This is a genomic window from Paraburkholderia caribensis, from assembly GCF_002902945.1.
Lineage (GTDB): Bacteria > Pseudomonadota > Gammaproteobacteria > Burkholderiales > Burkholderiaceae > Paraburkholderia > Paraburkholderia caribensis.
In genome coordinates, this window is the sequence record NZ_CP026102.1 from 1,115,279 (window position 1) to 1,129,120 (window position 13,842).

The 13,842-nt window shown below is 61.9% G+C and carries 12 protein-coding genes and 1 pseudogene; 7 read left to right on the forward strand and 6 right to left on the reverse strand.

The annotated features are described in order from the left end of the window. Nucleotide 1 precedes the first annotated feature (1 nt). Nucleotides 2–2,239, forward strand: a complete 2,238-nt coding sequence (locus tag C2L66_RS21485; protein WP_060603106.1) for a xanthine dehydrogenase family protein molybdopterin-binding subunit — start codon at nt 2–4, stop codon at nt 2,237–2,239. Nucleotides 2,240–2,249: 10 nt separating this feature from the next. Further along, nucleotides 2,250–3,521 carry a cytochrome c gene (locus C2L66_RS21490; RefSeq protein ID WP_060603103.1) on the forward strand — a complete coding sequence of 424 codons (1,272 nt, stop codon included), beginning with the start codon at nt 2,250–2,252 and terminating at the stop codon, nt 3,519–3,521. Between the two features lie 1,073 nt (nt 3,522–4,594). On the opposite strand, the gene C2L66_RS21495 is transcribed toward C2L66_RS21490, so the two are convergent. Genes C2L66_RS21495 through C2L66_RS21505 form a run of 3 tightly spaced genes read right to left on the reverse strand, consistent with a single transcriptional unit; the run spans nt 4,595 to nt 6,856 of the window. Next, on the reverse strand, nt 4,595–5,251 hold the full coding sequence (locus tag C2L66_RS21495; protein ID WP_007579114.1) for an amino acid ABC transporter permease: 657 nt from the start codon (nt 5,249–5,251) through the stop codon (nt 4,595–4,597). After that, nucleotides 5,248–6,003, reverse strand: coding sequence for an amino acid ABC transporter permease (locus tag C2L66_RS21500; protein ID WP_035989291.1), 756 nt, complete (start codon nt 6,001–6,003; stop codon nt 5,248–5,250). The genes C2L66_RS21495 and C2L66_RS21500 overlap by 4 nt, the downstream gene beginning before the upstream one ends. Before the next feature lie 43 nt (nt 6,004–6,046). Next, on the reverse strand, nt 6,047–6,856 hold the full coding sequence (locus tag C2L66_RS21505; RefSeq protein ID WP_035989294.1) for a transporter substrate-binding domain-containing protein: 810 nt from the start codon (nt 6,854–6,856) through the stop codon (nt 6,047–6,049). A 262-nt stretch (nt 6,857–7,118) separates the two neighbouring features. On the opposite strand from C2L66_RS21505, the gene C2L66_RS21510 reads away from it, so the two are divergent. After that, nucleotides 7,119–7,994 carry a LysR substrate-binding domain-containing protein gene (locus tag C2L66_RS21510; RefSeq protein WP_060603100.1) on the forward strand — a complete coding sequence of 292 codons (876 nt, stop codon included), beginning with the start codon at nt 7,119–7,121 and terminating at the stop codon, nt 7,992–7,994. Nucleotides 7,995–8,001: 7 nt separating this feature from the next. On the opposite strand, the gene C2L66_RS21515 is transcribed toward C2L66_RS21510, so the two are convergent. Together C2L66_RS21515 and C2L66_RS21520 are read right to left on the reverse strand one after the other, a co-directional pair. After that, nucleotides 8,002–9,090, reverse strand: a complete 1,089-nt coding sequence (locus C2L66_RS21515) for a calcium:cation antiporter (protein ID WP_054934657.1) — start codon at nt 9,088–9,090, stop codon at nt 8,002–8,004. 227 nt (nt 9,091–9,317) lie between these two features. Beyond that, nucleotides 9,318–9,674 (reverse strand): BON domain-containing protein, encoded by a 357-nt coding sequence (locus C2L66_RS21520; RefSeq protein ID WP_042309209.1) that lies wholly within the window; start codon nt 9,672–9,674, stop codon nt 9,318–9,320. Between the two features lie 378 nt (nt 9,675–10,052). Here C2L66_RS21520 and C2L66_RS21525 point away from each other — a divergent pair, with 378 nt between their 5' ends. Then, a complete protein-coding gene (locus C2L66_RS21525) occupies nt 10,053–10,685 on the forward strand; it encodes a DNA-3-methyladenine glycosylase (RefSeq protein ID WP_060603098.1) in 633 nt (210 codons plus the stop codon). Nucleotides 10,686–10,976: 291 nt separating this feature from the next. Beyond that, a complete protein-coding gene (locus tag C2L66_RS21530) occupies nt 10,977–11,306 on the forward strand; it encodes a DUF4148 domain-containing protein (RefSeq protein WP_054934659.1) in 330 nt (109 codons plus the stop codon). 267 nt (nt 11,307–11,573) lie between these two features. Here the strand turns inward: C2L66_RS21530 and C2L66_RS21535 are convergent, their stop codons facing one another. Next, nucleotides 11,574–12,011, reverse strand: coding sequence for a CBS domain-containing protein (locus tag C2L66_RS21535; protein WP_054934660.1), 438 nt, complete (start codon nt 12,009–12,011; stop codon nt 11,574–11,576). Between the two features lie 370 nt (nt 12,012–12,381). On the opposite strand from C2L66_RS21535, the gene ribA reads away from it, so the two are divergent. Further along, nucleotides 12,382–13,029 carry a GTP cyclohydrolase II gene (ribA, locus tag C2L66_RS21540; RefSeq protein WP_054934661.1) on the forward strand — a complete coding sequence of 216 codons (648 nt, stop codon included), beginning with the start codon at nt 12,382–12,384 and terminating at the stop codon, nt 13,027–13,029. A gap of 183 nt (nt 13,030–13,212) precedes the next feature. Further along, nucleotides 13,213–13,710, forward strand: a pseudogene (locus tag C2L66_RS21545) (tyrosine-type recombinase/integrase); the annotation flags it as partial. Between the last annotated feature and the right edge of the window lie 132 nt (nt 13,711–13,842).

Here is a 13,842-nt window from a genome sequence, read left to right on the forward strand (position 1 = left end):
CATGTCGCAGGGACTGCTCGATGCACAAAACGGCAAGCCGCGCGACGACGATGCTGCGCGAGTCACACGCCGTACGTTTCTGAAATTCAGCGCGAGTGTCGCCGCGACGGCGGGCGGCGGCCTGATGCTGGGCTTCAGCATGCCTGCTCAAAGCCAGGGCGATGTGCGCAAGTCCGTGATCGGCGGCGATGGTGTCGAGACGCCGCAAAGCGGCGTGCTGGCGCCGAACGCTTTCGTGCAGATCGACACGGCGGGCAAGGTCACGCTGATCATCCCGAAGGTCGAGATGGGGCAAGGCGTGTACACGTCGATTCCGATGCTGATTGCGGAAGAGCTCGAAGTGCCGCTAGACAGCGTAACGATCGACCATGCGCCGCCCGACGAATCGCGCTTCACGGACCCGCTGCTCGGCGGCCAGCTGACGGGCGGCTCGACGTCGATCCGCTATGCATGGGAACCGATGCGGCGCGCGGGTGCGACCACGCGCGTGCTGCTGATCAACGCGGCCGCGCAGCAATGGCAGGTCGACCCGGCGTCGTGCCATGCCGAGAACGGCCAGGTGATTCACGCGGACACGAAGCGCAGCATTGCCTACGGCCAACTCGTCGATGCCGCCGCGAAGCTGCCCGTGCCGCAGAACGTGCCGCTGAAGAACCCAAAAGACTTCAAGCTGATCGGCACGCAGGCGAAGCGCCTCGATTCGCCGGAGAAGGTGGACGGCAGCGCGATGTTCGGCCTCGACGTGCGTCTGCCCGACATGGTCTATGCGGCCATCGTCAATTGCCCGGTGTTCGGCGGGACGCTTGCCAGCGTCGACGATACGGCCGCGAAGAAGATTCCCGGCGTGCGGCAGATCGTGAAGATCGACAACGGCGTTGCCGTGATCGGCGATCACACGTGGGCTGCGAAACGCGGCGCATCGGCGTTGAAGATCACATGGAACGAAGGCGCGGGCGCAGCCGTGTCGATGAAGACGATCGTCGACGACATGGAGAAGGCGTCGCAGAACAACGGTGCGGTCGCGCGCAAGGACGGCGACGTGAACAACGCGTTCTCGCAGGCGAAGACACGCGTCGACGCCGTCTATCAACAGCCATTCCTCGCGCACGCAACGATGGAACCCGTCAACTGCACGGTTCACGTGAAGCCCGATAGCTGCGACATCTGGGTCGGCACGCAGGTGCCGACGCGGGCGCGCGATGCGGGCGCGAAGGTGACGGGGCTGCCGCCGGACAAGATCGTCGTGCACAACTTTCTGCTTGGCGGCGGCTTCGGACGCAGGCTCGAATTCGACATGGTCACGCAGGCGGTGAAAGTGGCAAAGCAGCTGAACGTGCCCGTGAAGGTGACGTGGACGCGCGAGGAAGACATCCAGCACGACATGTATCGCCCGTACTACTACGACAAGATCTCTGCGGGGCTCGACGCGAACGGCAAGCCGATTGCGTGGCAGCATCGCATCGTCGGTTCGTCGATTCTGTCGCGGTTCGCGCCGCCTGCCGTGAAGAACGGCGTCGACCCCGATGCCGTCGAAGTGGCTGCCGATCTGCCGTACGACCTGCCCAATCAGCTCATCGATTACGTGCGACAGGAGCCGCACGCGATACCGACTGCGTTCTGGCGCGGTGTGGGTCCGACGCGCGGCACGTTCGTCGTGGAGAGCTTCATCGACGAACTCGCGGCACAGACGAAGACCGATCCCGTGAAGTACCGGCGCGATCTGCTCGGCAAATCGCCGCGCGCGTTGAACGTGTTGAACGTCGCGACGCAGGCGGCGGGCTGGGGCAGCACGGTGCCGAAGGGGCAGGGGCGCGGGGTGTCGGTGATGCACGCGTTCGGCAGTTTCTTTGCGATGGTGGCCGACGTCACGGTCGATCAGGGCGAGGTGCGGCTGAACCGCGTGGTGTGCGCCGTCGACTGCGGGATGGTGGTCAACCCGAACACGGTGGAGGCGCAGATTCAGGGCGGCATTATCTTCGCGATCACGGCGGCGCTGTACAGCGAGATCACGATCGATCGCGGCCGCGTGCAGCAGAGCAACTTCACGGATTACCGGATTCTGCGCATCAACGAAACGCCGACCATCGACGTGCATATCGTGAAGAGCAGCGAGGCGCCGGGCGGCATTGGCGAGCCGGGAACGGCAGCGGCGCAGCCCGCGATCGCCAACGCGATCTACGCGGCGACGGGCAAGCGGTTGCGGCAGTTGCCTGTCGGTAACCAGTTGATGAACGCGTAAGGGGCCGACGATGAAAACGACATTGAAGGCATTGGCGCTGGCTGCTGGATTGACCGTTTCGCTCGCGCTTCCCACGTTGGCTCACGCCGCCGACGACGCGCTCGTCGCACGTGGGGAATATCTGGCGAAGGCGGGCGACTGTATTGCGTGTCACTCTACGCCGCACGGCAAGCCATTCACCGGCGGCCTGAAAATGATGACGCCGATGGGCGCGATCTACTCGACCAATATCACGCCTGATCCGCAGACGGGCATTGGCCAGTACAGCGAGGACGACTTCAAGCGCGCGATGCGCGAGGGCGTTGCGAAGGATGGACACAACCTGTATCCGGCGATGCCCTATCCGTCGTACGCGAAGGTCAACGACGACGACATGCATGCGCTTTACACGTATTTCATGCATGGAGTGGCGCCTGTCAAGCAGGCGAACCGCGAGCCGGATATCCAATGGCCATTGAACATGCGCTGGCCGTTGAAGTTCTGGAACATGGTCTTTCTGGAGAAGGGCGTGTACCAGGACAAGACGGGCAAGGACGTCGCATGGAATCGCGGCGCGTATCTGATTCAGGGGCTTGGGCACTGTGGTTCGTGTCATACGCCGCGGGGCATTGCGTTTCAGGAGAAGGCGCTCGATGAGAGTGGGACGCTGTATCTGTCGGGCAGCCCGATCGACAACTGGTTTGCGTCGAACCTGACGGGCGAGCATAACGTTGGTCTGGGTCGCTGGTCCGAGGCGGATGTCGCGCAGTTTCTGAAGACGGGGGCGAATCAGCACGCGTCGGCGTTTGGTTCGATGACGGATGTGATCAACAACAGCACGCAGGCGCTGACGGATGTCGACGTTGCTGCGATGTCGCGGTATCTGAAGTCGCTGCCGGCGGCGGGCGGCTCAGGCGGGGCGGCTTATGCGTATGACGCGAAGGCGACCAAGGTTTCGCTGACGCGGCCTGCTAATGATGCTGGTGCGCGGGTTTATACCGCGTTCTGCATGCATTGTCATGGGGTGGATGGGCGTGGGTTTGCGCCTATGCTGGCGCCGCTGGCTGGGAATCCTAATGTGCTCGAGAAAAATGCTGCTTCGTTGATCAATGTCACGCTTAATGGTACGGGCGATCTCGTGATTGGTGGGGTTCCGGCTGCTTATCCTATGCCCAAGTATGGGCCTGTGCTGAATGATCAGCAGATCGCTGATGTGCTTACTTTTATTCGGGCCGGATGGAATAATGGGGCGCCTGCTGTCGGCGCTGGGGATGTGGCTAAGGTTAGGAAAGCTACGCAGTAAAAGGGCTTTTTTGTCTGCGACGCTGGGTGGTTTGCTTCGGTTTTGTGCTGGCATCCGCGTTTTGTTAGCGTGCTTCAGGCGTCGTGGTTTGGTGTATTGGCCTTTGTGCTGGCATCCGCGTTACGTTATCTAGCTTCAGGCGTCGCCCCTGTGCGGGGCGGCACCTACTTTTCTTTGCCGCCGCAAAGAAAAGTAGGCAAAAGAAAGCGGCTCACACCGCCAGCGCTAATTCTTGCCTGAGGGCCCCCAAAGGTTCTTACGCTTCACACGGCAATCACGTGACCCACGTTCGTTGCCAGCGCTCTGAATGAGCGCCTCACCCGCTTCATATCCCCGCGTTTCAGCATGCCGCGCCAGGCAGTCCGCCGCCGCCTAGGTGGCAAACTGTGTGTCGGCTTTCGCGCCATACGCGCACCACTCCGGACCGATAGCGCATGCGTCCCACCCTGTAAGAGCGCCAAGCTATACGACGCGACAACCTACACACAGTTTGCCACCTGGGCGGCCCATACCATTCGCTGCCGCTGGCTCATGTACGGGTGTTTGAAGTGGGTGAGGCGCTCATTCAGCGCGTTGGCAACGCACACGAACAAGGGCGTTGCCGTGTGAAGGGTGGGGACGTTGGGGGCCCGTGGACAAACGTCAAGCACTGGCGGTGTGAGCCGCTTTCTTTTGCCTACTTTTCTTTGCGGCGGCAAAGAAAAGTAGGTGCCGCCCCGCACAGGGGCGACGCCTGAAGCACGCTAACGAATCGCGGATGCCAGCACAAACGCTAAAACACCAAACCGCGACGCCTGAAGCACGCTAACGAATCGCGGATGCCAGCACAAACGCTAAAACACCAAACCGCGACGCCTGAAGCACGCTAACGAATCGCGGATGCCAGCACAAACGCTAAAACACCAAACCGCGACGCCTGAGGCACGCTAACGAATCGCGGATGCCAGCACAAACGCTAAAACACCAAACCGCGACGCCTGAAGCACGCTAACAAATCGCGGATGCCCGCACAAAGGCCAATACACGCCAACGACGAGGCACAAAGCCCCCCAGCGTCGCAGACAAAAAACCCACTACCTCTGCTGCGCTATCTTCTGCCGCCGCTCCAAAACCCGCGCATACCACGTAAGTGGAAAACACATCGCAAAGTACAGCAACGCGACCATCCCATAGATAGGAAATGGCCTGAACGCCGCATTAGTAATCATGGTCCCGGTCTTGGTGAGCTCGGTGAACCCGATAATAGAAGTGAGAGCAGTGCTCTTAACAACTTGAACGAGAAACCCAACAGTAGGCGCAACAGCAATTTTCAGGGCCTGCGGCCAGACAATAAACCTCAACTGCTGAGAAAACGTCATCCCGAGACTTGCGCCTGCGGCCCACTGCCCACGGGGCACAGCCTCAACGCATCCACGCCAGATATCCGCAAGATACGCACTCGTATAAAGCGTCAACGTAACAGTAGCCGCGACCCAGGGCGACACATCAACCCCCATCAACGGCAACCCAAAAAACGCGAGAAACAGTTGCATCAGCAAAGGCGTGCCCTGAAACAACTCGACATAAAGCACGACCACACGCCTGAGCCAAGGCAAAGGAGACACACGCATGGCGAGCAACACCAACCCGACAACCCCGCCCCCAACAAACGCAATCAACGACAACAACACCGTCCACCGCGCCGCGAGCAGCAGATTGCGCGCAATATCCCAAAGCGTGAATTCGATCATGACGAGCGCTCCGTCGTCGGTGCGGTGCGTGCGCCGCGAATCGCAAAGAGCGTACGCAACAACCCGCGCGGAGCATCGGACGACCGCGCCGCACGCCCCGCGAAAAGGCCCTTGCCGAGCCGGTTCAGCACTTGCCGCAATACCACCGACAGCACCAGATACGTCGCGGTAATAATCACGTACGCCTCGAACGAACGGAAGTTACGCGACTGGATATAGTTCGCCGCGTAAGTCAGATCGGGCACCGAGATCTGCGACACCACCGCCGAGCCAAGCATCACGATCAACACCTGGCTCAACAAGGCAGGAAACACGTTGGCCACCGCCTGCGGCAACACGACATGTCGAAACACCTGGCGTTGCTGAAGCCCAAGCGCCTGCGCCGCCTGGATCTGGCCGCGCGGAATCGAGTCGATGCCGGCACGCACGATCTCGATTGCGTATGCACCAAGATTGACCGTCATCGCGAATATCGCGGCCTGGATTTCGTCGATGTGAATGCCGAGGCTAGGCAGCCCGAAAAATACAAAGAACAACTGCACCAGAAACGGCGTATTACGGATCAACTCGACATATGTCGCGATCAGCCCGCGTGCCCATTTCGGCCCGGACACGGCCACCACCGCGCCGCCGATGCCAACCAGCCCGCCCAGCACGGTCGATACGGCCGTCAACCCGAGCGTCACGCCGACGCCACGCACGAGCATCCCCGCATACATGTCGAAACTGCTGAAATCGAACGTATAACTCATCGCATGCGGCTCATCGTGACATCGGCTGATCAAAAGAACTGGCTTAGAGGTTTTCCGGCAGCGGCGCGCGCAGCCACTTCTGCGAAATCGCGTTCATCGTGCCGTCCTTGCGGGAACGCGCGATGGTCTCGTCGACTTTCTTCAGGAGGCGCGGCTCGTTCTTGTTCAGGCCGACGTGATCGGGCGAACTGAACAGCGAGAACTTCTGCTCCGGGTCATTGGCGGGATGGCGCGCGAGGATCGTCGCGCCCACATCGTTACCGACCACCATCAACTGTACCTGACCAGAAAGAAATGCAGAAATAGCGCCGTTCGGATCATCGAACCGTTTGATGTTCGCCGACGGCGGCGCGATCTTCGTCACGCTCAGGTCCTCCAGCGTGCCGCGCGCAACGGAAATGCTCTTGCCCGCGAGATCGTTCGCGTCCTTCACCTTCAGCGACTTCGGGCCGAACACGGCAAGGTAGTAGGGCGCATAAGGCTGCGAGAAATCGATCACCTTCTCGCGCTCGGGCGTCTGGCCGACGGAGAGCAGCATGTCCGCCTTGTGGTCGGCGAGGTAGGCCATGCGGTTGTCGCCCGTCACGGCCACCAGCTCCACCTTCACGCCGAGCGACTTGCCGATCAGGTTCGCGACGTCGATGTCATAGCCTTGCGGCTTCATGTCCGGGCCAATCGAGCCGAACGGCGGATAGTCCATGAACACGCCGACGCGCACGACGCCCGCCTTCGTGATCGTGTCGAGCGCGTCCGCGTGCGCGAGCGGCGCGAACGCCGACAGCGCGACGCCCGCGAAGGCGAGCGAGGCGAACCCTTTGCAGAAGCGGCGACGGAGGAGAGCGGCGGTGGTCATGGGTGCGTCCTTTTTGAATGTTGAGACAGTGATGAAAGCCACTCTAGGTATGCAAAAAACCTGGAACAACCGAAATCTGCGCATGGAAGCCATGCGTTACGCTCATGCCGTAAGGGTTCTCCCGGCCACGATCGCGCATGAGTCTGGCGCATGACGGCACGATCCGCGGAATTTTGGATCGCGTATGCTTTGGGATTGTCACGCGTGTGACCGGAGAGCAAAGCGGCACGCGCGATGAATTTTCCTGATGCGATCCACCCCCATGCGACGACTTCCGCCCCTGAATGCCTTGCAGATCTTCGAGACCGTGGCGCGCCATCGCAGCTTCACGCGCGCGGCGGAGCATCTGTGCCTGACACAAGGCGCCGTGAGCCGGCAGATTCTCGCGCTCGAGGACTACTATCAGTTCCCGCTCTTCAAGCGCCACGCGAAGGGCCTCACGCTGACCGCGGAAGGCGAATTGCTGCTGCCCGCCGTCAAGGAGAGCTTTGCGCGCATCGAAGAGATTTCGCTGCGCCTCACGCGCCAGCGCACCGATCTCGCGCTCAAGGTGCCGACCTGCGTGATGCGCTGGATACTGCCCAAGATCATGCAGTTCCAGGCGGAATATCCTGATCTGCACGTGCAGATCACGACGACCTGGCAGCACGATGTCGACTTTCAGGTCGAACCGTTCGATGCCGCGATCGTCTATGGCACGTCAGCGGGCGCGGATGTGCAGGCGGTGCCGCTCTTCGAGGAACGCCTCACGCCCGTCTGCGCGCCCCAGTTGCTGCACGACAAGCCGCTCGGCAAGGCCGCCGACCTTTCGCGCCACACGCTGCTGCACCCTACGCGCGATCATCGCGACTGGAAAATGTGGCTTGAATACGTGGAAGCGCGCGATGTCGACGCGAATCACGGTCCCAGCTTCGATACGCTCGATCTCGCCACGAACGCAGCGCTCCAGGGCTTCGGCGTGGCGATCAGCGATCTTGCGCTGATCGACGAGGACGTCGCCGCGCAACGGCTCGTGCGGCCGTTCGAGGCCGTGCTCACGACGGGCGCGCGCTACTACTTCGTGTACCCGGACAGCGTCGCGCATCAGCAGAAGGTCAATCTGTTCCGCGACTGGATCGACCGGCACTGGGCGCAGTGAACGGCGCTCAGGGCGCGAACGAGAGAAACAGATACGCGGCGAACAGCGACAGGTGCACGGCACCTTGCAGGATCGTGGTGCGCCCGGTGCCGAGCGTCATCGCGCTGATCAGCAACGTCAGCGTGAGCAGCACCGTGTCCTTGCCGTCGATGCCGAGCACGAGCGGACGCCCCGTCCAGATGAACACCAGCGCGACGGTCGGAATCGTCAAGCCGATGCTCGCGAGCGCCGAGCCGAGCGCGAGGTTGAGACTGGTCTGCAGACGGTCGGCGCGCGCCGCGCGCACGGCGGCGAGTCCTTCGGGCAGCAGCACGAGCGCCGCGATCACGATGCCGACCACGGCTTCAGGCGCGCCTGCTTCGAGCACCGCGCGCTCGACGACGGGCGACAGCACCTTCGCGAGTAGCACGACGGCGACGAGACTCACCACCAGCAACGCGCCGCTCGTCAATGCGACGCGCGAACTGGGCGGGGCAGCGTGCGCGTCTTCGTTGGCGGCATGGGCGTCGGCGAGAAAATAGTCGCGGTGACGCACGGTCTGCACGAATACGAACACGCCATACAGCACCAGCGACGACACCCCCGCGAACGCCAGCTGCGAGTCGCTGAGCGCGGGGCCGAGCTTGACACTCGTGTAGTTGGGCATCACCAGCGACAGCACGGAGAGCGACGCCAGCACGGCCAGCGCCGCGTTGGCGCCACGGAGCTGGAAGTCCTGCTCGCGATGGCGCAATCCACCCACCAGCAGACAGATCCCGACAATCCCGTTGCACACGATCATGACGGCGGCGAACACGGTGTCGCGCGCCAGCCCCGCCTTTTCCGGCCCCGCCGACAGCATCACCGATACGATCAGCGCCACTTCGATCACCGTCACGGCCACGGCCAGCACGAGCGTGCCGAAGGGCTCGCCGACGCGATGCGCGACCACTTCGGCGTGATGCACGCCCGCGAACACCGAGCCCGCCAGCGCAAGCGCGGCAACGGCGGTCAGCAGCCCGTTGCCGGGCAGCGCGTAGGCGGCGCCCAGCACGATCCACGCGAGCAAGGGGGCTGCGATCGTCCAGCGGGGCAATACGGGCGATGTCGATGCCATGTGATCAGTCCGTCAGTTGTTGTTGGTGTGTGGTTCGCGACAGGACGCCGCTACATCGGCTTGCGGGCGGCTCGCATAGCCGTGAGATTAAACCAGCCGGTCGTACAGGCGGTATGACGGCACGACAAAAATGCGCGTTGCAAAGAAAAACACCGCTCTTCGCGACGAAGAGCGGTGCGTTGTCCAACCTGGCGCCCGCGCGCGGGCGCCAGCAGGCGATGCGCGGTTTACTGGCCGACCGGGCGGATCGTCAGTGCGTTCTTCACCGACGTCACGCCTGCCACGCCTTGCGCGACTTCCGTCGCCTTGTCGACTTGCGGCTGCTCCGGCACCGAGCCCTGCAGCGTCACAGCACCGCTACGTGCGCGAACCGTGATGTTGGCGACGCTGAGGTCCTTTGCCTTCGCCAGTGCGCCGCGAACCTTGCGCGCCAGCGCGCGGTCAGCCGACTTGGCTGCCTTTGCGGTTTGCTTGGCGCTCGGTTGAGCGGTCATGTCGGCATCGCTTGCCTGCGCGTATGCGTTGATCGACGCGAGCACCACAAATGCGCCAGCTGCCATCTTGATTGCCTGAATCGCCTTCATTCACTTTCTCCTGTTGTCATGATTTGCGACGGTGTCGCGCCTGAAACGCGCCCGGCTAGCGGGCTCTTCACGCGTGATACCACTGCACTACCACTTCTTTGCTTCGGGATGAAAACGGTTGCGGGTTGTCCATACGCCGCGCGGCTGGCCGACCGGACGGGCCTGCCTGGGTCGCCGATGCGGCTAGCCGGACAGTAACGATACCTCAATTGGTTCCATGGTGAAGATAAGGGTCCGCCGGATGCGGCATTGCTACAACGGATCGATGCCGCCCGAGCCATCCGGCTTGCGCCGTGCATCGAACCGCACCGCGCGTCATCATGCTGCAAACTGCGTGGCTCACGCGGACGGCCACAGTTCATTCCGGCGCATCATCGCATGAAGAAGACGACGCTTTCCCTCTGTCCTCTACACCGCAACGATCTCCCCATCGATACGGTTGACCTCGCGCGCTTCCTGCTGGGTAAATACCTGGTCCACGACCTGGACGAGGGGCGGGCAGCGGGGCGGATCGTCGACACCGAGGCGTATCCCATCGGCGATTCGACCAATCATGCGTATCCGGGGCGGCGTGCGTACAACGGCTCGATGTTCCTCGAACACGGGCATGCTTATGTGCGGCTCACGTACGGCATCTACAACGTGATCAACGTGGTCAGTGAACGGGAAGGCACGGGCGCTGCCGCGTTGATTCGCGCGCTCGAGCCGGTCGAGGGCATCGAACAGATGCAGGCGCGCCGGCCGGACGCAAAGCTGCGCGATCTGGCGCGTGGCCCGGGACGGCTGGCGCTCGCGCTGGGCATCGATCTGAGCTTCGACGGCGCCGACCTTTGCACCGGGCGCGGGCTATGGCTCGGCGCGGCGGGCAACGCGCACACGCCGATCGCCGTGACGACGCGCATCGGGATCGCGCGGGAGACGCATCGGCTGCTGCGCTTCTATGTGCCGGGTAGTCCGTTCGTCAGCGGGCCGCGCAGGTTGCTGTCGGCAGAAACGCTGCCGCCCGCGTGAGGTCGCGTGCTGCGACGAGTCCTGGGGCGCAGCGTCGAACCCGTTCATGCGTGTGGCATCCATCGCGTTTGCCACATATTGAGATGCGCCGATCCGCCCCGACATTATTACGTGTCGCCGCGCGCCAATTGACATCCGGCTTGCAAAGCGCGCGGACTCTTTCACTCAGTGCAATTAAGTATCTCCGGAATAGGGGTTTTCCCTTGGTGTGCCGATGGCTACACTGTTCTCACTGGCTTCACACACGGTTGTGTGAAGCGGCTGACAAAACAACTTTCGGAGGTAGTTACCATGAAATCGCTGATCAAGGCTGTCGCCATCGCTGCTGTTCTCGCCATCCCCGCCGTCTCGTTCGCCCAGTCGAACCAGCCCGTGACCCGCGCGCAAGTCCGCGCCGAACTGGTCCAGCTGGAAAAAGCGGGCTACAACCCGGCAACGGCTGTCGATTCGACCTATCCGGCCGACATCCAGGCTGCTGAAGCACGCGTTCAGGCGCAAAACGGTGCGGTTGCGCAAGCGCCTGTCGCCGACACGGGCTACGGCGCGTCGACGAACGGTTCGTCGCAATCGGGCGCGGCCAAAACGCTGAGCCCGGCGCAAGACGTCTACTTCGGTCATTGATTCCGGAGTGCAAGCCGGACGGCTGCATCGGTCCGGCGGGCGCGCCTTCACTGCAGATGTGAGGCGCGCAACCAGAATATCGACGGCGGCGTGGCGGTGTCCGGGCACGGTCGTCGCGCGTCCGTCCAAGAAAGCATGAACCTCCGCCGCCGTAAGGTGGCTTAGCCCAACCTCGCGGATTGGGCTTTTTTTGCTGGCTCTCGCGGCAGGCGCAGCAGGGCGCACCGCAGGCGCAGCGGCGAAAACGCCATTGCAGCGGCGCGACGCTCAGCTGCTATGGATGTAATGTTCGAGCTGCTGGATGGTGAACTGCTGCTCGGCGATGATGGTTTTCACGAGGTCGCCGATCGACACCATGCCGATCAACTGTTCTTCGTTGTCGAGCACAGGCAGGTGACGCATGCGGCGCTCGGTCATCAACGCCATGCATTCGTCCGTGGTCTGGTCCGGGCGCACGAAGCGCACGGCGCTGCTCATGATGTCGCGCACGGGCGTCGTCTTCGACGAGCGATCCATCAGCACGATCTTGCGCGCATAGTCGCGTTCGGTGACGATCCCCGCGATCGCCCCGTTTTCCTTGACGATCAATGCACCGATCTGTTTTTCGGCCATCAGCTTGATGGCGTTGTAGACGGAATCGGATGCCTCGATCGTGTGGACCTCTTGAGTCGGCTTCGATTTGAGGACTTGTGCGACGCTAGTCATGGAGCGGCTCCGTTTGCAGTGCAGCACGCCTGGCCACGGCGCGCTGGGGTGAAGGAGAGGCACGTCAAGCGCAGAACAGGCGCAAATCAAGTATAGGCGTCGACAACGCGCGCGGCGACGCTCGCTTCGCCTGGTTTCGTGGGAACCATCACGCATGTCATGCGATTTGCGGCAATGAGCATGCTGCGTTTCTCGTCGCGCATGCGCGCAGTGATGCACCGCGATGGTCCGCCGAGATGGTCCGTATGGGGCTGCCCGCGCACCAGCGCAGAGCGGCTGCCAGGTACAATTCGACGTTTAGCGGTAAACTCCGCTTCTGTACTTTATCCCCGGTAGCTCACGGGTTCATGTCCGCAATTCCGCTAACGCCATGCCCATGTCTCACGATCCGTCGCTCGCTGACGGCGCAATCACCGGCGAATGCGTCACACTCGACGCCTGCGCCACGCTTCCCACCCGCTACGGCACCTTCGAATCTTATGTGTTCCGCGTGAACGACTCGGGCGCCGAGCATTTCGCGCTCGTGATGGGCGATGTCGAGAATAAACAGTCGGTGCTCACGCGCCTGCATTCGGAGTGTCTGACGGGCGACGTGCTCGGTTCATACCGTTGCGACTGCGGCGAGCAACTGGACCTCGCGCTGCGCTACATCGCGGCGGAGGGCTGTGGCGTGCTGCTGTATCTGCGTGGCCACGAAGGGCGCGGCATCGGCCTGTCGAACAAGATCCGCGCGTATGCGCTGCAGCAGCAGGGCCGCGACACCGTCGAGGCGAATCTCGATCTCGGCCTGCCCGACGACTCGCGCGAGTACGATTCGGCGGCCGCGATTCTGCGCCTGCTGAAGGTGACGTCGGTGCGTCTGATGAGCAACAACCCGAAGAAGTTCGACTCACTGTCGAAGCACGGTATCCCCGTTTGCGAACGTGTCGCACTCGCCATTCCGATGCGCGAAGAAAACGAGCGTTATATCCGCACCAAGCAGGTGAAGTTCGGGCATTACTTCGAGGAAAACGAATAGTGAGAATTCCCGATCTGTCTGTCGTCTTCCAGAGAGAGCTAAAATAACCCGCAAGTGATTGAAAATAAAATGGAAACTGTCGATGTTGGCCGTCCGGGTCGGCACAATGACGCTTGTCTCCATACGTCTGAACTCGTGATCCCGGCGTAGGTTTCACGAGGGGGGAGATTGTCGCTATGGAGAGCAACCGAGATCGCCGACGAAAGCGATGGTCTTTGGTGGACGATTCCCAAACGAAAGACGAAGGGGCTTCATAACGAGAAAGCAACGGATCTGCGCGTGCCGCTCGTGGGCCGCGCAGAAGTAATTGTGCGGCGACGCCTCGATCAGGCCAAAGGGACGGTACTGTTTCGTTCGTCGCGTGGGGAAGCGATGGATCAGACCGTGGTCCAGCACGGCATCTATTATCATCAGCCTTACTGCAAAATTGCACCGAACCATGATCGTCTGCGGTTGCCCGTGACTCATTGGTCCGCCCACGATCTTCGACAGACAACACGCACGCTGCTTGCAACGCTTTGTTATCCGAACGAAATCACCGAGGCAGTGCTTGGCCATGTTCAGCCTGGAATAATCGGCGTCTATAACCGACATACCTACGACAGAGAGCGGCGTCAGTGGCTCGCGCAACTGTCACATCGCCTCGAAGATATTGCAGCTACATATCCGCCGAAAAAATAGCAACGTGAAGTTGATACGTGTGCACGGCGCCCGGCCACGTCGTGTGGTACTCGCTGCTTGCGGCCTCAACGTCAGCCTTTGGTGTAGTGTGGCCACACATCAGACCCCATGGCTTTGATCGTTCTTATTCGG